Raw genomic sequence first — 20457 nt, 5'->3', positions numbered from 1 at the left:
TCCAGGACCGTCCCCGGGGATCAGGCGGGCCGCGCGGCGGCCGTGTTTCATGGGGACATGGCCGTACGACCGCCCCGCCCGCACCGCTTCGACGCGTACATCGCGGGCGGCGGGCTGCTCGGCGGCCTGCTGCTGGTGCTCTTCGGACTGGCCACCCGGCCGTCCAGTGACCCCATCACTCTCTTCGACGGCCCCTGGCCGGTGCTGGTGCCGCTCGCCGTGCTGGCCTGCTGCGAGCTGCTGCGCCGGGCGGCACCCCGGGCGGCGCTGCTGACCGGCACGGTCGCGATCTGCGCGGACGTGGTGACCCAGGGCAGCCTGGCGTCGGTGCTGATGTTCACCGACCTCGTCTACGCGGCCGTCCTGTACGGCCCGCTCGCCTCCGCCCGCCGCATCCAGTGGATCACCGGTCTGCTCACGGTGGTCGCGACGCTGGTGCCGTTCGCGGTGTGGCGGGTGCCGGAGGCGCTGCTGATCGGCGTGGTCGTCGGCGTCGTGGCGTACGGGCCCGCCGCCACCGGCTGGATCGTCCGCAACCACCGTGACGCCGCCGAGGCGGCGCGGCTGCGTGCCGAACAGACCGCGCTGCTCGCCGAGATGGACCGCACCCAGGCCGTCACCGCCGAACGCGCCCGGATGGCAAGGGAGTTGCACGACATGGTGGCCAACCACCTGTCCGCGATCGCGATCCACTCCACCGCGGCACTGTCCCTGGACGACCCGAAGACCTCCGCGGAGGCCCTCGGTGTCATCCGCGAGAACAGCGTCAAGGGGCTGGCGGAGATGCGCCGGCTGATCGGCATCCTGCGCGACGGCGACGAGGAGCCGAGCGCCGTCCCGACCCTCGACGGCCTCGCCGCCCTCGTCGAGGACGCCCGCACCAACGGCCTCGACGTGACGCTGGACGCCGAGCAGGGCACGACCGTGCCCGCCCCCGTCGAGCTGGCCGCCTACCGGATCGTCCAGGAGTCCCTGACCAACGCGCTCAAGCACGCCTGCCCCGGCCGCGTCACCGTCGCCCTCGCCCGCCGCGACGGCTCCCTCGGCGTGCTCGTGACCAGCCCGTACGGCCACCGGGACGGCCCGCGCGCCCCCGGTTCCGGCGCCGGTCTGGTCGGCATGCGGGAGCGGGTCGCGCTGCTGGGCGGCACGTTCGAAGCCGGACCCGACGGTGCCCTGTGGACCGTACGCGCCGCCCTCCCCCTCACCGATGGAGACTCCGCATGATTCGTGTGCTCGTCGCCGAGGACCAGTCCGCCGTCCGTGCCGGGCTCGTCCTCATCCTGCGCAGCGCGCCCGACGTCGAGGTGGTCGGTGAGGCCGCCGACGGGGAGCAGGCGGTGGCGCTGGCAAGGGAGTTGCGGCCGGATCTCGTCCTGATGGACGTGCAGATGCCGCGTCTGGACGGGGTGTCGGCGACCCGGATGGTCACGGAGGAGGGGCTCGCGGACGTCCTCGTGCTGACCACCTTCGACCTCGACGAGTACGTCTTCGGGGCGCTGCGGGCGGGCGCGGCCGGGTTCCTGCTGAAGAACACGGAGGCGAGGGACCTCGTCGAGGCCGTCCGTACGGTGGCCCGCGGCGAGGGCATCGTGGCCCCGGCCGTCACCCGGCGGCTGATCGCCGAGTTCGCGGCGAAGCCCGTACGGCAGTCGAGCGCGGACCCGGCGGTCCTGGACTCCCTCACCCGCCGTGAACGCGAGGTGCTGTCCTGCCTGGGCGAGGGGCTGTCCAACGCGGACATCGCGGGGCGTCTGGACATGGCGGAGGCGACGGTGAAGACGCACGTCAGCCGCCTCCTGGGGAAGCTGGGGCTGCGGAGCCGGGTCCAAGCGGCCGTCCTCGCGCAGGAGTTGGGTGTCTGAGCGGTTGCATACGAGAGTGGTCCAGACCTATTGACCCGTGGTCCAGACCTTTCTATTCTCGCGGCACCGTGGGTACGAAGGCTCAGTCGTGCCCCCATCCCCGAGAAGGAGGCGCGGTATGCGCTTCAGACACAGAGCCGCAGCAGGGTTCGCGACGCTGTTGCTCCCCTTCGCCGGACTGGTCGGGCTGGCCAGTCCCGCCGAGGCGGCGACATCCGCGACCGCGACCTTCGCCAAGACCCAGGACTGGGGCACCGGCTTCGAAGGCAAGTGGACCGTCAAGAACACCGGCGACACCACCCTCAGCTCCTGGACCGTGGAGTGGGACTACCCCTCCGGCACCTCGGTCACCTCCGCCTGGGACGCCGACGTCACCTCGTCCGGCACCCACTGGACCGCCAAGAACAAGTCCTGGAACGGCACCCTCGCCCCCGGCGCCTCCGTCTCCTTCGGCTTCAACGGCTCCGGCACCGGCTCCCCCTCCAACTGCAAGCTCAACGGCGGCAGTTGTGACGGCGGCACCACCAACCCGAGCGACAGCGCACCCAGCGCCCCCGGCACCCCCACCGCGTCGAGCATCACCGACACCTCGGTGAAGCTGACCTGGAGCGCGGCGACCGACGACAAGGGCGTCAAGAACTACGACGTCCTGCGCAACGGCACCAAGGTCGCGACGGTGACGACGACCTCGTACACCGACACCGGCCTGACCGCCAGCACCTCGTACTCCTACACCGTCCAGGCCCGCGACACCGCCGACCAGACCGGCCCGGTCAGCGGCGCGGTCTCCGTGAAGACCACCGGCGGCGGCACCGACCCGGACCCCGGCACCGGCGACAAGGTCAAGCTCGGCTACTTCACCGAGTGGGGCGTCTACGGCCGCAACTACCACGTCAAGAACCTGGTGACCTCTGGCTCCGCCTCGAAGATCACGCACATCAACTACGCGTTCGGCAACGTCAAGGACGGCAAGTGCGTCGTCGACGACACCTACGCCGCCTACGACAAGGCCTACACCGCCGACCAGTCCGTCAGCGGCGTCGCCGACACCTGGGACCAGCCGCTGCGCGGCAACTTCAACCAGCTGCGTGAACTGAAGGCCAAGTACCCGAACATCAAGGTGCTGTACTCCTTCGGCGGCTGGACCTACTCCGGCGGCTTCGCCCAGGCCGCCGCCAACCCGGCCGCGTTCGCGGCGAGTTGCAAGTCCGTCATCGAGGACCCGCGCTGGGCCGACGTCTTCGACGGCATCGACATCGACTGGGAGTACCCGAACGCCTGCGGTCTGACCTGCGACACCTCCGGTGCGGCGGCCTTCAAGAACCTGATGGCGGCGCTGCGTTCGGAGTTCGGCAGCGACTACCTCGTCACCGCCGCGATCACCGCGGACGCCTCCAGCGGCGGCAAGATCGACGCGGCCGACTACGGCGGCGCCTCGGCCTACGTCAACTGGTACAACGTGATGACGTACGACTACTTCGGCGCCTGGGACAAGACCGGCCCGACGGCCCCGCACTCCCCGCTCACCTCGTACTCCGGCATCCCGAAGGCCGGCTTCAACTCGGCGGACGCGATCGCCAAGCTCAAGGCAAAGGGCGTGGCGTCGAGCAAGCTCCTGCTCGGCATCGGCTTCTACGGCCGCGGCTGGACCGGCGTCACCCAGGCGGCTCCCGGCGGCACGGCCACGGGTCCGGCGACCGGCACCTACGAGGCGGGCATCGAGGACTACAAGGTCCTCAAGACGTCCTGCCCCGCCACCGGCACCGTCGGCGGCACGGCGTACGCCTACTGCGGCAGCAACTGGTGGTCGTACGACACCCCCGCGACGATCGGCACCAAGATGACCTGGGCCAAGAACCAGGGCCTCGGCGGCGCCTTCTTCTGGGAGTTCAGCGGCGACAGCTCCAACGGTGAGCTGGTGAGCGCCATCAACAGCGGGCTCAGCTAGCGGTACCCGTACTACGCGACATTGACGCGCTGACCGGGCGGGGCTGCCTCAAGCCACGCGAGAAAACCGGTCAGCGCGTCTTCGCTCATGGCGAGCTCCAGGCGCGTGCCCCGGTGCAGGCAGGTGAGGACGACGGCGTCCGACAGGAGCGCCAGCTCCTCCTCGCCCTCGGGCAGTCGGCGGCCGGCGACCTCGATCGCGGCGCGCTCCAGGACGCGGCGCGGGCGGTAGGCGTAGGAGAAGACGCGGTACCACTCGATGCGGTCGCCGTTGTAGCGGGCGACGCCGTAGCTCCAGCCCTTGCCGCTGGTGTCGGTTTTCTCCGGGACGTCCCAGCGCAGGGAACAGTCGAAGGTGCCGCCCGAGCGCTGGATGAGTCTGCGGCGCAGGCCGAAGACGAACAGTCCCAGCACTACCAGGGCGACCACGACTCCGCACACAGTCAGAGCGAGGACCATCGACACCGACCTCCTCGTCTACTCGGTAACGGATTGGAAAAAACATCCACATTCGCCTCAGCCGCGACCGGGGCCGGATTTCTCCGGTCCCAGCCGCGGCTGAGTGACGTCATACGGTCTCGCGCAGGCTAGCGCGTCGCCGCCGCGCGGATGCGTACGTCCGCGCGACGCTCGGCGGCGGCGTCACCCTCCGCCTTCGCGCGCTCCAGCTCGCGTTCGGCGCGCTGGACATCGATCTCGTCCGACAGCTCGGCGATCTCGGCCAGCAGCGACAGCTTGTTGTCCGCGAACGAGATGAAACCGCCGTGCACCGCGGCGACGACCGTTCCACCATCACTCGTACGGATGGTCACCGGGCCCGACTCCAGCACACCGAGCAGCGGCTGGTGACCGGGCATGACGCCGATGTCGCCGGACGTGGTGCGCGCGACGACCAGGGTGGCCTCGCCGGACCAGACCTCTCGGTCGGCCGCGACCAGCGCGACGTGCAGCTCAGCAGCCAAGGTGGCTCCTCGGGTCACCACCCGGCGGGGTCACCGGGTGTTGGTTACAAGTCTAATGGGCGTGAAAGAGGGGGCGGGACGTACCCCGCCCCCTCGTCAGAGCGCGAGGCTCAGGAGACGCCGAGCTCCTTGGCGTTGGCCTTGAGGTCCTCGAGGCCACCGCACATGAAGAACGCCTGCTCCGGGAAGTGGTCGTACTCGCCGTCGCAGATCGCGTTGAAGGCCGCGATCGACTCGTCCAGCGGGACGTCCGACCCGTCGACGCCGGTGAACTGCTTGGCGACGTGGGTGTTCTGGGACAGGAAGCGCTCCACGCGACGGGCACGGTGGACGACGAGCTTGTCCTCCTCGCCGAGCTCGTCGATACCGAGGATCGCGATGATGTCCTGAAGGTCCTTGTACTTCTGCAGGATCGTCTTGACGCGCATGGCGGCGTCGTAGTGGTCCTGCGCGATGTACCGCGGGTCCAGGATGCGGGACGTGGAGTCCAGCGGGTCCACGGCCGGGTAGATGCCCTTCTCGGAGATCGGACGGGACAGAACCGTCGTCGCGTCGAGGTGGGCGAAGGTGGTGGCCGGGGCCGGGTCGGTCAGGTCGTCCGCGGGGACGTAGATCGCCTGCATCGAGGTGATCGAGTGACCACGGGTCGAGGTGATGCGCTCCTGGAGGAGACCCATCTCGTCGGCCAGGTTCGGCTGGTAGCCCACCGCGGAGGGCATACGGCCGAGCAGGGTCGACACCTCGGAACCGGCCTGGGTGAAGCGGAAGATGTTGTCGATGAAGAACAGCACGTCCTGCTTCTGCACATCGCGGAAGTACTCCGCCATGGTCAGACCGGCCAGGGCCACACGGAGACGGGTGCCCGGGGGCTCGTCCATCTGACCGAAGACCAGGGCGGTCTTGTCGATGACGCCCGAGTCCGACATCTCCTCGATGAGGTCGTTGCCCTCACGGGTGCGCTCACCGACACCGGCGAACACGGAGACACCGTCGTGGTTGTTGGCGACGCGGTAGATCATCTCCTGGATGAGCACCGTCTTGCCGACGCCGGCACCGCCGAACAGACCGATCTTTCCACCCTTGACGTACGGGGTGAGAAGGTCGATGACCTTGACGCCGGTCTCGAACATCTCGGTCTTCGACTCGAGCTCGTCGAAGTTCGGGGCCTTGCGGTGGATGCCCCAGCGCTCGCCGTCGTACTGCTCGTCGACGTTCAGCACCTCACCGAGGGTGTTGAACACCTTGCCCTTGGTGAAGTCGCCGACCGGGACCGTGATGGAGGCGCCGGTGTCGGTGACCGGGGCCTGGCGGACCAGACCGTCGGTGGGCTGCATGGAGATGGTGCGGACCAGGCCGTCACCCAGGTGCTGGGCAACCTCCAGGGTCAGCGTCTTCTTCTCGCCGTCCTTGGCCGGGTCGGCCACGTCGACGTGAAGGGCGTTGTAGATGTCGGGCATCGCGTCGACGGGGAACTCCACGTCGACGACCGGGCCGATGACCCGGGCGACGCGGCCCGTGGCCGTCGCGGTCTCAACAGTGGTGGTCATTAGCGGTCACTCCCCGCGGTCGCGTCGGCCAGGGCTGCGGAGCCACCGACGATCTCGCTGATTTCCTGGGTGATTTCGGCCTGGCGGGCCGCGTTGGCAAGTCGGGAGAGCGTGGTGATGAGCTCTCCTGCGTTGTCGGTGGCCGACTTCATCGCGCGGCGCGTGGCGGCGTGCTTGGAGGCAGCCGACTGGAGCAGCGCGTTGTAGATACGGCTCTCGACGTAGCGCGGCAGCAGGGCGTCGAGGACGTCCTCCGCCGACGGCTCGAAGTCGTACAGCGGAAGGATCTCGCCCTTGGGCGCAGCTTCCTTGGCGACCTCTTCGAGGCTGAGCGGCAGCAGTCGGGAGTCGACCGCCGTCTGCGTCATCATCGAGACGAACTCGGTGTAGACGATGTGGAGTTCGTCCACGCCGCCGTCCGCCGTCTCCTTCTCGATGGCCTCGATCAGCGGACCCGCGACCTTCTTCGCGTCCGCGTAGGTGGGCTCGTCGGTGAAGCCCGACCACGACTCCGCGACCTTGCGCTCGCGGAAGTTGTAGTGGGCCAGACCGCGCCGGCCGACGATGTACGTGTCGACCTGCTTGCCCTCGGCCTCGAGGCGCGCGGTGAGCAGCTCCGCGGCCTTGATGGCGTTGGAGTTGAAGGCACCGGCGAGACCACGGTCGCTCGTCAGGAGCAGCACCGCGGACCGCGTGACCGTCTCGGCCTGCGTGGTCAGCGGGTGCTTCGTGTTCGAGCCGGTACCGACCGCCGTGACCGCGCGGGTGAGCTCGGTCGCGTACGGCGTGGAGGCCGCCACCTTGCGCTGCGCCTTGACGACGCGCGAGGCGGCGATCATCTCCATCGCCTTGGTGATCTTCTTGGTCGCGGTGACGGATCGGATGCGACGCTTGTAGACCCGGAGCTGGGCTCCCATGAGTCAGGTCCCTTCCTTACGTCACTTGGCGGCGGCCGGGGCGTCCTCGCCGAGAAGCTTGCCGTCCGAGGTCTCGAACTGCTTCTTGAAGTCGGCGATCGCGTCGGCAACAGCGGTGAGGGTGTCGTCCGACAGCTTGCCGCCCTCGCGGATGGAGGTCATGAGGCCCTGCTCCTTGCGGTGCAGGTACTCCAGGAGCTCCTTCTCGAAGCGGCGGATGTCGGCGACCGGGACGTCGTCCATCTTGCCGGTGGTGCCGGCCCAGACGGAGACGACCTGGTCCTCGGTGGACATCGGCTGGTACTGAGCCTGCTTGAGCAGCTCGACCATGCGCTGACCGCGCTCCAGCTGCGCCTTCGACGCGGCGTCCAGGTCGGAACCGAAGGCGGCGAACGCCTCCAGCTCACGGAACTGGGCGAGGTCCACGCGGAGACGGCCGGAAACCTGCTTCATCGCCTTGTGCTGCGCGGAACCACCGACTCGGGAGACGGAGATACCGACGTTCAGCGCGGGGCGCTGACCGGCGTTGAAGAGGTCCGACTCCAGGAAGCACTGGCCGTCGGTGATGGAGATGACGTTGGTCGGGATGAACGCCGAGACGTCGTTGGCCTTGGTCTCGACGATCGGCAGACCGGTCATCGAGCCGGCACCCATGTCGTCGGAGAGCTTGGCGCAGCGCTCCAGCAGACGGGAGTGCAGGTAGAAGACGTCACCCGGGTAGGCCTCACGGCCCGGCGGGCGGCGCAGCAGCAGCGACACGGCGCGGTAGGCGTCGGCCTGCTTCGACAGGTCGTCGAAGATGATGAGGACGTGCTTGCCCTCGTACATCCACTGCTGACCGATGGCCGAACCGGTGTACGGCGCCAGGTACTTGAAGCCGGCCGGGTCGGACGCGGGGGCGGCGACGATGGTCGTGTACTCCAGCGCGCCGTTCTCCTCCAGCGCGCGGCGGACCGACGCGATGGTGGAGCCCTTCTGGCCGATGGCGACGTAGATGCAGCGGACCTGCTTGTTCACGTCGCCCGAGCGCCAGTTGTCGCGCTGGTTGATGATCGTGTCGACGGCCAGGGCGGTCTTGCCGGTCTGACGGTCACCGATGATCAGCTGACGCTGGCCACGGCCGATCGGGGTCATCGCGTCGACGGCCTTGTAGCCGGTCTCCATCGGCTCGTGCACCGACTTGCGCTGCATGACCGTGGGGGCCTGCAGCTCAAGGGCACGACGACCGGACGTCTCGATCTCGCCGAGGCCGTCGATCGGGTTGCCGAGCGGGTCGACGACGCGGCCGAGGTAGCCCTCGCCGACGGCCACGGACAGGACCTCACCGGTGCGCGTGACCGGCTGACCCTCCTCGATGCCGCTGAACTCACCGAGGACGATGGCGCCGATCTCGCGCTCTTCCAGGTTGAGCGCGAGGCCGAGGGTGCCGTCCTCGAACTTCAGCAGTTCGTTGGCCATGGCCGAGGGCAGACCCTCGACCTTCGCGATGCCGTCGCCGGCAAGGGTGACCGTACCGACCTCCTCGCGCGAGGCCGCGTCCGGCTTGTACGACTGGACGAAGTTCTCCAGCGCGTCCCGGATCTCCTCCGGCCGGATCGTGAGCTCCGCCATCTGGGTTCCCTGCTCTCCTTGTTGGGCCCGAAGTTTCACTTTGGGGGTCTGGGGGCGACCCCCAGGATTCTTCATGTACGGCCCAACCAGGGCCGTCGTAAGTACGTACTGCTATGAAGTTGCTGCTCAGCCCGCCAGGCGGCGGCCGGCGTCCTCGATGCGGTCCGCGATGGAGCCGTTGATGACCTCGTCGCCGACCTGCACCCGGATGCCGCCGAGGACCTCGGGGTCCACGTCGATGTTCAGGTGGACCTGGTGGCCGTAGAGCTTCCCGAGCGCGGCGCCCAGGCGCTGCTTCTGGGTGTCGCTCAGCGGTACCGCCGAGGTGACGACGGCGACCAGGCGGTTGCGACGGTCCGCGGCGAGCTTGGACAGGGACTCCAGTCCCGCTTCCAGGCTACGTCCCCGCGGCGCGGTCACAAGACGCGTCACCAGACGCTCGGTGGTCGCGTGGGCACGGCCGCCGAGCAGGCTGCGCAGCAGCTCGCCCTTGGCCGAACCGGTCGCGGCGCGGTCGGTGAGCGCGGCCCGCAGCTCGGTGTTCGAGGAGACGATCCGGCCGAACCGGAACAGCTCGTCCTCCACGTCGTCGAGCGCGCCGGCCGTCTGCGCGGCGGTGAGGTCGGCGAGGTTCGCCAGCTCCTCCAGGGCGTCCACCAGGTCGCGCGACTGCGACCAGCGGGAACGCACCATGCCGGACACCAGGTCCGCGGCCTCGCCGCCGACCTGGCCGCCGAGGAGGCGCTGGGCCAGTTCGGCCTTGGCCTCGCCGGCCTGCGCCGGGTCGGTCAGGACCCGACGCAGCGACACCTCGCGGTCGAGCAGCGCGGTGACGGCGGCCAGCTCGTCGGCGAGCGTGCCGGCGTTCACGGACGTGTTGTCCGTCAGCGCGTCCAGACGCTCACGTGCCGAAGCTGTGGCCTCGCGGCTCGCTCCGTGCGCTGTCATCGAGCCGCCTCGGCCTTCTCCTCGAGCTCGTCGAGGAAGCGGTCGATCACGCGGCTCTGCCGGGCGTGGTCCTCGAGGGACTCACCGACGAGCTTGCCGGCCAGGTCGGTGGCGAGCTTGCCGACGTCCTGGCGGAGCGCGGACGAGGCGGCCTTGCGGTCGGCCTCGATCTGGGCGTGACCGGCGGCGATGATCTCCTCACGCTGCCGCTGGCCTTCCGCGCGCATCTCGGCGATGAGCGTGGCGCCCTGCTCCTGCGCCTCCTGGCGCAGACGCGCGGCCTCGTGACGGGCCTCGGCGAGCTGGGCCTTGTACTGCTCAAGGACGCTCTGGGCCTCGGTCTGGGCGGCCTCGGCCTTCTCGATACCGCCCTCGATGGCCTCGCGCCGCTCTTCCAGAACCTTGTTGATGGTCGGGAGGAGCTTCTTGGCGAGGAAGCCGAAGACGATGACGAAAGCGATGAGGCCGATGACAACTTCCGGCCACGGCGGAACGAGGGGGTTTTCCTTGTGCCCCTCTTCAGCCGCCAGGAAAACCAGGGCGGATGTCACATCAGTGCCTTTCGTCGAAAGGGTCGGTCGTCAGTTCGTCTTAGTAGACGAACGGCATGACCAGACCGATGAGGGCGAGCGCCTCACAGAAGGCGAAGCCGAGGATCTGGTTGGCGCGGATCAGACCGGCGGCCTCGGGCTGGCGGGCGAGAGCCTGGGTGCCGTTACCGAAGATGATGCCGACGCCGACGCCCGGGCCGATCGCCGCGAGGCCGTAGCCGATGGAGCCGAGGTTGCCGTCGACCGCAGCGAGCATCTGGGACATGCCAGTTCTTCCTTCTCTTTACGTGACCGGTGGGGGTTGGCCACCGGATGTCTCTGGGGGTGTGACCGAGGGCTCGGCTCAGTGGTGCTCGGCGAGCGCGCCCTGGATGAAGGTGCAGGTCAGGAGGACGAAGACGTACGCCTGAACCGCCTGGATGAAGAGCTCGAAGGCCGTCATCACGATGACCATCACGAAGGAGACGGCCGAGTAGGCGATGCCGATGCCGTTGAGCATGTACCAGCTGGCGATCGTGAAGAGCAGCAGCAGGGTGTGGCCGGCGAACATGTTCGCGAAGAGTCGCACCGCGTGCGTGAACGGGCGGACGATCAGGTTCGACGCGAACTCGATGGTCATGGAGAGCGGGAGGACCGCGCCCAGCGACTTGTCGTAGCCCGTGAAGTTCTTGAAGGCGCCCACGAAGCCGTGCCGCTTGAAGGTCAGCGAGACCCACAGGACGTACACGATCACGGCCAGGACCAGCGGGTAGGCGATGATCGACGTCACCGGGAAGGCGGCGACGGGGACGATCGACCAGAGGTTCATCATCCAGATGAAGAAGAACAGGGAGACGGCGAGCGGTACGTACTTCTCGCCTTCCTTCTTGCCGATCGTCTCGTAGACGATGCCGCGGCGTACGAAGTCGTAGCCGGCCTCGGCGACCATCTGGAGCTTGCCGGGCACGAGCTTCGGCCGGGCGAACGCGGCCCAGAAGAAGCCCACGATGATGACGGAGCCGACAAGCGCCAGCAGCATCGGCTTGTTGAAGTAGAAGCCGTTGCCGTCCGCGTCGCCCAGGAGCGGCTCGAACAGGAACGAGTGGAGGCCCGGGGCGACCGTGTCGAAGCCACACCCGTCGAACAGGTGACAGCTCGTGTCGAAAGCGAGCGTCTGCGTCGGGTCAGCACTCACCGCGGGCTCCTTCATCGTGGCGCATAGGTACGGCAACCTCGTTGTGTCGGCGCGGCGCAGGGCCGCGGTTCGGCACGGGACTGGTGTTACGGATGTGGGGGCGGCTGGGGGGCATCTCGCCTCGCGAGTGAGATTGAGCAGGCGTCAGCTCAGATGCCCGCGCCCGCGATGCCGCAGTTGGCACCGGACGATAGCAGGACTTCTCGTGCGCCTTTATCCCGCCCCTACCCCTCACGACGAGTGCCCCGTTTTTTCGGGCTTGTCGCCCGAATCGGGTTCGACGTAGAGGATCTTGGACTTCATGTGGGCACGCGTCTGTGCGGCGATCCACGCGAGGGTGCCGGCGACGAGAGTCAGGGCGAAAGCCTTGGGGTTGAACAACGTCGTGTTCTTGAAAGCCGCGACGAACACGAACAGCAGCAGGATCTGAGCCGCGTAGAGCATCAGGCCCATCGCCTGGAACAAGTGCGGAAGCGATTTGGCAGTGCGCTGCAGTACGTAGAGACCGATTCCCATGAAGAGGATCACGATCAGCGTCGCGACGCCCGCCCCGATCGCCCCTTTACCGCCGGCGACCACACCACTGACGACGGCGGCAATCGCGCCGACGGCAGCTGTGGGCACAGCAGCCTGGGCCAGGATCCGGACGTCGTTGGACGGCATGGCGGCAACTCCGCTTTCAACGGGGGGAAGGGGTGTCGTCATGGACGAGCGTAGTCCCGGGCCGAGAGGGGACCTCACACCAATGGACCGTCGCACTACGGTCCTTCGGCTCTATCCCGGGTTCTCGTGAACCGTATCACAAACTATTTGATGAGGTCTTTACCTGGTTGGTGTGCTCGCTGTCACACATGAGAGTGACGGTGCGCGTCTGTGCAAGAACACGGCCAACATGTCTGGTATTGGGGCGCTTTGCACCCCCAACTCACTCCCACGACTTGGCAATGCTCTAGTCAGATTCTTACCTTGCCGCGTCAGCGCGACGATCCGGCTTTCCGCCGGTCCAGGAAGCGCGAACGGGCGCCGATGGCGGTCGCCCCGTTGACGCCGGAGACCCCCACCGCGACCGGGGTGCGCTCCTCCTCCTCCTCGACCGCGGGAGCGACCGGCTCCACGGCGGGCGCGGATTCCGCAACGGCCTTGCGGCGACGGCGATAACGCGGCGGCACGAAGGCCTGCGCCCACATCGGCGCCCGCGGCGTGAAGCGCGGCAGCAGCAACAGCAGCAGCCCGATCGCCGAGAGGATCACCACACCCAGCACGATCCACATGGACGCGGAGTTCACGGAGTAGGCGAGAGCGCCGAACGCGATCAGCGCCGACCAGAAGTACATGATCAGGACGGCCCGGCTGTGCGAGTGCCCGATCTCCAGCAGCCGGTGGTGCAGATGCCCGCGGTCGGCGGCGAACGGCGACTGACCGCGCCAGGTGCGGCGCACGATGGCGAGGACCAGGTCGGCGGCCGGGATCGCGATGATCGTCAGCGGCAGCAGCAGCGGGATGTAGACCGGGACCATCTGGTGCACCGTCTGACGCTGGGACCCGCCGAACAGGCTGTCCGGGTCGACCTGCCCCGTGATGGAGATCGCACCCGCGGCCAGGACCAGCCCGATCAGCATCGAGCCCGAGTCGCCCATGAAGATCCGCGCCGGGTGCATGTTGTGCGGCAGGAAGCCCAGGCACATGCCCATCAGGATGGCCGCGAACAGCGTCGCGGGGGCGGCGGCCTCGATGCCGTACGAGTACCAGATGCGGTAGGCGTACATGAAGAACGCGGCGGCCGCGATGCACACCATGCCGGAGGCGAGGCCGTCCAGGCCGTCCACGAAGTTGACCGCGTTGATCGTGATGACGACCAGCGCCACCGTCAGCAGGGTGCCCTGCCACTGGGTCAGTGCGACGGTGCCGACACTCGGGATCGGCAGCCACAGGATCGTCAGACCCTGCATGACCATCACGCCGGCGGCGATCATCTGGCCGCCGAGCTTGATCAGGGCGTCGATCTCGAACTTGTCGTCCAGGACGCCGATCAGCCAGATCAGGGCGGCGCCGGACAGCAGCGCACGCGGCTCGTTGGACTGGGAGAAGACCCCGTTGAGGTTGGTGAGGTGGTCGGCGACCAGGAGCCCGGCGCACAGGCCGAAGAACATGGCGATACCGCCGAGCCGCGGAGTCGGTTCCCGGTGCACATCACGGGCCCTGATCTCCGGCATCGCTCCGGCCACGATCGCGAACTTCCGTACCGGCCCTGTCAGCAGATACGTCACCGCGGCCGTGATGCAGAGCGTCAGCAGGTATTCACGCACGGGCTTCCCCACAGGTCTCGCTGGCCATCTCAGCCCCACACCCTAGCGACGGACGCATATGGTTGGGGACTTCCGGGTAGCGACGATGGTTGCACGTGTGGCTGTGCACCCGGGCCGGAACCAGGTGTACGAGGGGTTCGACGAGGGTGCGCCTACCCCGGATCAGGCGGGATACGGCGGAAATCTGCCCGCGAGCTCCCGCACTTCTTCACGGGCCTTCTGGCTGTCGGTCTCCCCGCGCAGCACCCCCGCGAGCAGGGCGGCGACGCCGGCCATCTCCTCCTCCCCCATCCCCTGCGTGGTCACGGCGGCGGTCCCCAGCCGCAGCCCACGGGCGTCCCCGTGCGGCAGCGCGCAGCAGTCGAGGACCATGCCGGCCGCCGCGAGCCGCCCGCGCGCGGTCCGGCCGTCGACGCCGAGCGGCGCGGGGTCGACGGTGAGCAGGTGGGTGTCGGTGCCGCCGGTGGTGACGACGAGCCCCTCGGCGGCCAGGCCGGCCGCGAGAACCCTCGCATTGGCGACCACCTGATGGGCGTACGCGGTGAACGCCGGTGTTGCCGCCTCGCCGAACGCGACGGCCTTGGCGGCGATGGTGTGCATCTGCGCGCCGCCCTGGGTGAACGGGAAGACGGCCCGGTCGACCCGCTCGGCGAGCTCCTCGCCGCACAGGATCATCCCGCCGCGGGGGCCGCGCAGCACCTTGTGCGTGGTGGCGCAGACGACGTCGGCGTACGGCACCGGACTGGGCGCCGCTCCCCCGGCGACGAGCCCGATGGGGTGGGCGGCGTCGGCGATCAGATAGGCGCCCACCTCGTCGGCGACCTCACGGAAGAAGGCGTAGTCGATGTGGCGGGGGTAGGCGATGGAGCCGCACACGATCGCCTTGGGCTGGTGGTTGCGGGCCAGCGTCCGCACCTGCTCGTGGTCGATGAGCCCGGTCTCGGCGTCGACGCCGTACCCGACGAAGTCGAACCAGCGCCCGGAGAAGTTCGCGGGCGACCCGTGGGTGAGATGCCCCCCGTGCGGCAGCCCGAGGGCGAGCACGGTGTCGCCGGGCCGCAGCAACGCGGCGTACGCGGCGAGCACGGCCGACGACCCCGAATGGGACTGCACATTGGCGTGCGCGGCCCCGAACAGCGCCTTCGCGCGGTCCACGGCGATGCGCTCGGCGACGTCCACGATCTCGCAGCCGCCGTGGTGCCGGGCGCCGGGATACCCCTCGGCGTACTTGTTGGCGAGCGGCGACCCCAGGGCGGCCAGCACGGCGGGCGAGGAGAAGTTCTCGGCGGCGATGAGCTGCAACGACGTCGACTGCCGCGCGAGCTCCCCGAGCAGGATCTCGGCCAGCTCGGGATCCTGCCGCCGCAGGACATCGGCGGTCTCGGGCGCATGGGTGACCGACATGGTGAACTCCGGGCGTCGACGGTGACGTACGACCAATGTAGGCCCGGTACTCCCGAGGTGCTCGGCTGTTACGCCCGCGCAGGCACCCCCGTCAACGCCGTCACCACCGGATCGAGCGCCTGATGTATCTCGTCCCCGACCGACCGGAAGAACCCCAGCGGGGCCCCGTACGGGTCGTACACCTCGTCCGCCTCCGCCGTCGGGGCCAGGAGCCACCCGCGTAGAGCCGCCGCCGCGCGGACCAGGGCGCGGGCGCGGTCGACCACGCCGTCCTCCAGGGGCGGCAGCGTGGTCGGGTCTATCGCGCGGACCAGGCGGGTGAACTCCTTCAGGGTGAAGGTGCGCAGGCCCGCCGAGTGGCCCATGGAGATGACCTGGGCGCGGTGGTCGCGGGTGGCGGTCAGGACCAGGTCGGCCATGATGACGTGCTCGTCGAGGAGTTCGCGGCCGGTGAAGCCGGAGGCGTCCGCGCCGAAGTCGGCCAGGACCGCCTCCGCGTTGGCCTCCATGGGCGCCCCTTCGTGGCCCCAGGTGCCCGCGCTCTCCACGACGAGGCCGCCCCACAGCGGGTCGCCGAGCCGGTTCGCCAGGGCATGACGGGTCAGCCGCTCGGTGATCGGCGAGCGGCACACGTTGCCGGTGCTGACGTGGAGGATGCGGAAGGTGTCACGCGGGAGGCCGGTGAAGGTCCGCGTCTCTTCCATGTCCCATATGCCACGCCCCGCGTCAGGGGCCGTCAATTCGCCACCTCGAGGTCGGGTACGACCTTCCTGAGCTCCTCCGCGGAGATCGCGCCCGCACGGAGCAGGACGGGCACCTCGCGCGTCACGTCGACGATGGAGGACGGCACGTTGCCGGGCGTCGGACCGCCGTCCAGGTACACGGACACCGAGTCGCCGAGCATCTCCTGGGCCGCGTCACAGTCCTCCGGCGCCGGGTGCCCGGTGAGGTTCGCCGAGGAGACCGCCATCGGGCCGACCTCCGTGAGCAGCTCGATCGCCACCGGGTGCAGCGGCATACGGACCGCCACCGTGCCCCTGGTGTCGCCCAGGTCCCACTGGAGGGACGGCTGGTGCTTCGCGACGAGCGTGAGCGCGCCCGGCCAGAACGCGTCGACCAGCTCCCACGCCATCTCGGAGAAGTCCGTGACGAGACCGTGGAGCGTGTTCGGGGAGCCGATCAGGACGGGCGTGGGCATGTTGCGGCCGCGGCCCTTGGCCTCCAGCAGGTCGTGAACGGCCTCGGAGGAGAACGCGTCGGCGCCGATGCCGTACACCGTGTCGGTCGGGAGGACCACCAGCTCGCCACGGCGGACGGCGGACGCGGCCTCGCGCAGACCCGTCGAGCGGTCGGTCGCGTCGTTGGTGTCGTATCGCCGTGCCATGTCTAACGGGCCTCCTCGTACACGTACTTCGGGTCGAAAGTCTCCACGGCGGTCACGGCAGCGCCTTGCGTGCCGTGGCGAACCGGGGGCGGTTGTTGAGGTCGGGGTGGTCGGCCGCGTCGGCCCAGCCCCGCTCCTCGGTGAAGATCCACGGCACCTGGCCGCCCTGGGTGTCGGCGTGCTCGATGACGACGACGCCACCCGGGCGCAGGAGCCGGTGCGCGGTGCGTTCCAGACCGCGGATGAGGTCGAGGCCGTCCTCGCCGGAGAACAGGGCGAGTTCGGGATCGTAGTCCCGCGCCTCGGGAGCGACGTACTCCCACTCGGTGAGCGGGATGTAGGGCGGGTTGGAGATGACCAGGTCGACCTGGCCGTCGAGGTCCGGGAAGGCGTCCAGGGCGTTGCCCTGCCGCAGATCGACCCTGGACCCCTCGACGTTCTTGCGCGTCCACTGCAGGGCGTCCTCGGACAGCTCCACGGCGTGCACGCGGGAGCGCGGGACCTCCTGGGCGAGGGCGAGCGCGATGGCGCCGGAGCCGGTGCACAGGTCGACGATGCAGGGCTCGACGACGTCCATGGCGCGGACGGCGTCTATCGCCCACCCGACCACGGACTCGGTCTCCGGGCGGGGCACGAAGACGCCGGGGCCGACCTGGAGCTCCAGGTACCGGAAGTAGGCGAGCCCGGTGATGTGCTGGAGCGGCTCGCGCTGCTCTCGGCGGGCGATGACCTCCCAGTACCGGGCGTCGAAGTCCGCGTCCTTCACGGAGTGCAGCGCGCCCCTCTTCACACCGTGCACGAACGCGGCGAGCTCCTCCGCGTCGTTGCGCGGCGAGGGCACGCCGGCGTCGGCCAGCCGCTGGGTGGCTTGAGCTACCTCAGCGAGCAGCAGACTTCGGGGGTTTGGGGGTCGCTCCCCAAAAGATTGCTGCACGCAAGTCCTCCGTGTCGTACTCGGTCGTGCGTAGGTCCCGTGGGTCCCTCTTACGCGGCCGCCAGCTTCGCCGCCGAGTCCGCGTCGACACAGGCCTGGATCACCGCGTCGAGGTCGCCGTCCAGGACCTGGTCCAAGTTGTACGCCTTGAAGCCGACGCGGTGGTCCGAGATGCGGTTCTCCGGGAAGTTGTACGTACGGATCTTCTCGGAGCGGTCGACGGTACGGACCTGGCTGCGGCGGGCGTCGGCGGCTTCCCGCTCCGCCTCCTCCTGCGCCGCGGCGAGCAGCCTGGAGCGCAGGATACGCAAGGCCTGCTCCTTGTTCTGAAGCTGGCTCTTCTCGTTCTGGCAGGAAGCGACGACTCCGGTGGGAATGTGCGTGATGCGCACGGCGGAGTCGGTCGTGTTGACGGACTGCCCGCCGGGGCCGGAGGAGCGGTAGACGTCGATGCGGAGGTCGTTGGGGTTGATCTCGACGTCGACCTCCTCGGCCTCGGGCGTGACCAGCACACCGGCCGCGGAGGTGTGGATACGGCCCTGGGACTCGGTCGCCGGGACGCGCTGCACACGGTGCACACCGCCCTCGTACTTCAGCCGGGCCCAGACGCCCTGGCCGGGCTCGGTGGCACCCTGGCCGCCCTTGGTCTTCACGGCGACCTGGACGTCCTTGTAGCCGCCCAGCTCGGACTCGGTGGCGTCGATGATCTCGGTCTTCCAGCCGACGCGCTCGGCGTACCGCAGATACATGCGCAGGAGGTCACCGGCGAACAGGGCCGACTCGTCACCACCGGCGCCGGCCTTGATCTCGAGGATGACGTCCTTGTCGTCGCTGGGGTCGCGGGGGACGAGCAGCAGGCGGAGCTTCTCGGTGAGCTCCTCGCGCTGCTTGTCCAGCTCCTTGACCTCGGCGGCGAAGTCCGGGTCGTCGGCGGCGAGTTCCTTCGCCGTGTCGATGTCGTCGCCCGTCTGCTTCCAGGAGCGGTACGTGGCGACGATCGGGGTGAGCTCGGCGTAGCGCTTGTTCAGCTTGCGCGCGTTGGCCTGGTCGGCGAAGACCGACGGGTCGGCGAGCTTCGTCTCCAGATCGGCGTGCTCAGTGACCAGTTCCTCGACGGCCTCGAACATCTTGGGGCTCCTGTACTGCGAATGACGGGGGAAGGCGGGCGACCAAAAACGCCGGTCCCGGCGCGCTCCGAGGAGCGCGACCGTGGACCGGCGCTGGTGGCTCGCTACTTCTTGGCAGCAGCCTTGCCGAAGCGGGCCTCGAAGCGGGCCACGCGGCCACCGGTGTCGAGGATCTTCTGCTTGCCCGTGTAGAACGGGTGGCACTCGGAGCAGACCTCGGCACGGATGGTGCCGCTCTCGATCGTGCTACGGGTGGTGAACGACGCGCCACAGGTGCAGCTGACCTGCGTCTCGACGTACTCGGGGTGGATGTCGCGCTTCAAGGTGTCTCCTAGTTTCGGGAGGGCACCGGGTCGCCACCGCGGGCTGCGGGAGCGTGAACCGGGGCCGACGTACCAGTCTGCCAGGACTGGCCGCATCCCCCAAAACGGGGGGTGGGGGTGATCTATTCCCAGGGGCCCGAGGGCGGGCCTACGAGGCGGTGACCACGCCGTCCGCCTTGCCCGTGGCCGTGCCCTCGGTCGCGCTCTTCGGGATCGCCCGGTCGTTCTTCAGGGCCTTCCAGACCGCCTTGGCCTTGGCCTCGTCCACGAGGACGCGGTTGGCGTCCGCCGGGTCGTACTGGACCGGCATGGTGATCATGGTCATGTTCTTGGAGCTGATGCCCTTGAGGCCGTTGGCGAAGGACATGAGCTTGTTGACGGAGCCCAGGTCGGAGTCGGTCGTCACGGCCTTGGTGGCGGTGTTGGCGAGGTCGTACAGCTTCTTCGGGTTGCCGAAGACGTCGACGTCCTTGATCTGGTTGATCAGCGCCTTGATGAACGCCTGCTGGAGCTGGATGCGGCCGAGGTCGGAGCCGTCGCCGACACCGTGCCGGGTGCGGACCAGGCCGAGGGCCTGCTTGCCTGTGAGGGTGTGGGTGCCGGCCTTGAGGTTGAGGTGGCTCTCGGAGTCGGTGATGTCCTTGGTGGTCGTCACGTCGACACCGCCGAGCTCGTCGATGAGCTTCTGGAAGCCGGCGAAGTCGACCTCCAGATAGTGGTCCATGCGGATGCCGGTGAGGGACTCGACGGTCTTCACGGCACAGGCGGCGCCGCCCGTGGAATACGCGGAGTTGAACATCTTCATCGACGCGGCGTCGTGGACGTTCCCGTCGGTGTCGGTGCACTCCGGCCGGTCGACGAGAGTGTCGCGGGGTATGGAGACCACGCTGGCCTTCTTGTGGCCCTCGTAGACGTGCACGATCATCGCCGTGTCCGAGCGGGCGCTGCCGTCGTCGGCGCCGCCGCCGAGCTTCTTGTTGGAGCCGGAACGGGTGTCCGAGCCCAGGACGAGGATGTTCTCGGAGCCGTTGTCGACCTTGGTCGGCCGGTCGGTGCCGAGGGCCTGGTCGATGTCGACGCTCTTGATGTTGCCGTTGAGCTTGAAGTACAGATACCCGGCCCCGGTGCCGCCCAGCACGACGATCCCCGCGGCGGTCCAGGCCGCGATCTTCAGGCCCTTGTGCCCGCCCCGGGTCTTGCGGCGGCGGCCCTTGGCGCGGTGGCGCGGGCCCGTGGTGCCGGACTCGCCCGGTATGCCGGGCTCCGGCGTGCTCTCGGCGGTCATGTGCTCCTCGTTCTCGTCGGGTCGGTTACCCCCTGCTTTCAGGGTCAGACGTGGTCGCGCACGACCCGGACCTCACCATGGTCGCTCCGCCTGGTCAGACGGGGAAACCGGAGAAAGGGTTGCACAACGCACTGTGCCCACCCGGTGGACGGGTGGGCACAGTGCGTAGTCA

Annotated in this window: 21 protein-coding genes; 3 read left to right on the top strand and 18 right to left on the bottom strand. The window is 68.9% G+C overall.

Annotated features, from left to right (window positions below; translation table 11 throughout):
* The first annotated feature begins 57 nt into the window (after positions 1 to 57).
* The 3 genes from IQ210_RS16955 to IQ210_RS16945 all read left to right on the top strand — a co-directional run bounded on the left by IQ210_RS16955 (position 58) and on the right by IQ210_RS16945 (position 3813).
* Entirely contained in the window at positions 58 to 1227 is a 1170-nt protein-coding gene (locus IQ210_RS16955) for a sensor histidine kinase (protein WP_228047865.1), read from the top strand.
* Positions 1224 to 1865, top strand: a complete 642-nt coding sequence (locus IQ210_RS16950; RefSeq protein ID WP_194079843.1) for a response regulator — start codon at positions 1224 to 1226, stop codon at positions 1863 to 1865. Before IQ210_RS16955 ends, IQ210_RS16950 begins: the two co-directional genes overlap by 4 nt.
* A 118-nt stretch (positions 1866 to 1983) precedes the next feature.
* Positions 1984 to 3813, top strand: a complete 1830-nt coding sequence (locus IQ210_RS16945) for a glycoside hydrolase family 18 chitinase (RefSeq protein ID WP_194079842.1) — start codon at positions 1984 to 1986, stop codon at positions 3811 to 3813.
* An 11-nt stretch (positions 3814 to 3824) separates the two neighbouring features.
* On the opposite strand, the gene IQ210_RS16940 is transcribed toward IQ210_RS16945, so the two are convergent.
* The 18 genes from IQ210_RS16940 to IQ210_RS16855 all read right to left on the bottom strand — a co-directional run bounded on the left by IQ210_RS16940 (position 3825) and on the right by IQ210_RS16855 (position 20285).
* Positions 3825 to 4271 (bottom strand): DUF2550 domain-containing protein, encoded by a 447-nt coding sequence (locus IQ210_RS16940; protein ID WP_059192320.1) that lies wholly within the window; start codon positions 4269 to 4271, stop codon positions 3825 to 3827.
* 128 nt (positions 4272 to 4399) lie between these two features.
* The gene (locus tag IQ210_RS16935) at positions 4400 to 4774 is read right to left on the bottom strand and encodes a F0F1 ATP synthase subunit epsilon (protein ID WP_046262507.1); all 375 of its coding nucleotides are present in this window, start codon (positions 4772 to 4774) and stop codon (positions 4400 to 4402) included.
* 110 nt (positions 4775 to 4884) lie between these two features.
* Entirely contained in the window at positions 4885 to 6321 is a 1437-nt protein-coding gene (atpD, locus tag IQ210_RS16930) for a F0F1 ATP synthase subunit beta (RefSeq protein ID WP_194079841.1), read from the bottom strand.
* Positions 6321 to 7238: a F0F1 ATP synthase subunit gamma gene (locus tag IQ210_RS16925; RefSeq protein ID WP_194079840.1), complete on the bottom strand. Its 918-nt coding sequence runs from the start codon at positions 7236 to 7238 to the stop codon at positions 6321 to 6323. The genes atpD and IQ210_RS16925 overlap by 1 nt, the downstream gene beginning before the upstream one ends.
* A gap of 21 nt (positions 7239 to 7259) precedes the next feature.
* The gene (atpA, locus tag IQ210_RS16920; RefSeq protein WP_079311050.1) at positions 7260 to 8849 is read right to left on the bottom strand and encodes a F0F1 ATP synthase subunit alpha; all 1590 of its coding nucleotides are present in this window, start codon (positions 8847 to 8849) and stop codon (positions 7260 to 7262) included.
* 126 nt (positions 8850 to 8975) lie between these two features.
* Positions 8976 to 9797 carry a F0F1 ATP synthase subunit delta gene (locus tag IQ210_RS16915; RefSeq protein WP_194079839.1) on the bottom strand — a complete coding sequence of 274 codons (822 nt, stop codon included), beginning with the start codon at positions 9795 to 9797 and terminating at the stop codon, positions 8976 to 8978.
* A complete protein-coding gene (locus IQ210_RS16910) occupies positions 9794 to 10348 on the bottom strand; it encodes a F0F1 ATP synthase subunit B (protein ID WP_194079838.1) in 555 nt (184 codons plus the stop codon). The genes IQ210_RS16915 and IQ210_RS16910 overlap by 4 nt, the downstream gene beginning before the upstream one ends.
* Before the next feature lie 40 nt (positions 10349 to 10388).
* Positions 10389 to 10613, bottom strand: a complete 225-nt coding sequence (gene atpE, locus IQ210_RS16905; RefSeq protein WP_030860414.1) for an ATP synthase F0 subunit C — start codon at positions 10611 to 10613, stop codon at positions 10389 to 10391.
* 78 nt (positions 10614 to 10691) lie between these two features.
* Positions 10692 to 11537, bottom strand: coding sequence for a F0F1 ATP synthase subunit A (atpB, locus tag IQ210_RS16900; protein ID WP_194079837.1), 846 nt, complete (start codon positions 11535 to 11537; stop codon positions 10692 to 10694).
* A 216-nt stretch (positions 11538 to 11753) separates the two neighbouring features.
* On the bottom strand, positions 11754 to 12185 hold the full coding sequence (locus IQ210_RS16895) for a hypothetical protein (protein ID WP_194079836.1): 432 nt from the start codon (positions 12183 to 12185) through the stop codon (positions 11754 to 11756).
* A gap of 311 nt (positions 12186 to 12496) precedes the next feature.
* Positions 12497 to 13828 (bottom strand): MraY family glycosyltransferase, encoded by a 1332-nt coding sequence (locus IQ210_RS16890; RefSeq protein ID WP_194079835.1) that lies wholly within the window; start codon positions 13826 to 13828, stop codon positions 12497 to 12499.
* 162 nt (positions 13829 to 13990) lie between these two features.
* A complete protein-coding gene (locus IQ210_RS16885) occupies positions 13991 to 15232 on the bottom strand; it encodes a serine hydroxymethyltransferase (RefSeq protein WP_194079834.1) in 1242 nt (413 codons plus the stop codon).
* Between the two features lie 68 nt (positions 15233 to 15300).
* Complete coding sequence (locus IQ210_RS16880) at positions 15301 to 15972, bottom strand: arsenate reductase/protein-tyrosine-phosphatase family protein (RefSeq protein ID WP_194079833.1); 672 nt, start codon at positions 15970 to 15972, stop codon at positions 15301 to 15303.
* Positions 15969 to 16616: an L-threonylcarbamoyladenylate synthase gene (locus IQ210_RS16875; RefSeq protein WP_194079832.1), complete on the bottom strand. Its 648-nt coding sequence runs from the start codon at positions 16614 to 16616 to the stop codon at positions 15969 to 15971. The genes IQ210_RS16880 and IQ210_RS16875 overlap by 4 nt, the downstream gene beginning before the upstream one ends.
* A gap of 52 nt (positions 16617 to 16668) precedes the next feature.
* Positions 16669 to 17508: a peptide chain release factor N(5)-glutamine methyltransferase gene (gene prmC / locus IQ210_RS16870; RefSeq protein ID WP_194080016.1), complete on the bottom strand. Its 840-nt coding sequence runs from the start codon at positions 17506 to 17508 to the stop codon at positions 16669 to 16671.
* Between the two features lie 92 nt (positions 17509 to 17600).
* Positions 17601 to 18677, bottom strand: coding sequence for a peptide chain release factor 1 (gene prfA, locus IQ210_RS16865; protein WP_194079831.1), 1077 nt, complete (start codon positions 18675 to 18677; stop codon positions 17601 to 17603).
* Between the two features lie 104 nt (positions 18678 to 18781).
* Entirely contained in the window at positions 18782 to 19000 is a 219-nt protein-coding gene (gene rpmE / locus IQ210_RS16860) for a 50S ribosomal protein L31 (protein ID WP_079311057.1), read from the bottom strand.
* 148 nt (positions 19001 to 19148) lie between these two features.
* Positions 19149 to 20285 (bottom strand): LCP family protein, encoded by a 1137-nt coding sequence (locus IQ210_RS16855; protein WP_194079830.1) that lies wholly within the window; start codon positions 20283 to 20285, stop codon positions 19149 to 19151.
* Positions 20286 to 20457 lie beyond the last annotated feature (172 nt).

It is taken from the genome of Streptomyces justiciae, assembly GCF_015163075.1.
Classification (GTDB): domain Bacteria; phylum Actinomycetota; class Actinomycetes; order Streptomycetales; family Streptomycetaceae; genus Streptomyces; species Streptomyces justiciae.
The sequence above is the reverse complement of the archived record's forward strand: the minus strand, read 5'-3'. Positions and strand labels throughout refer to the sequence as shown.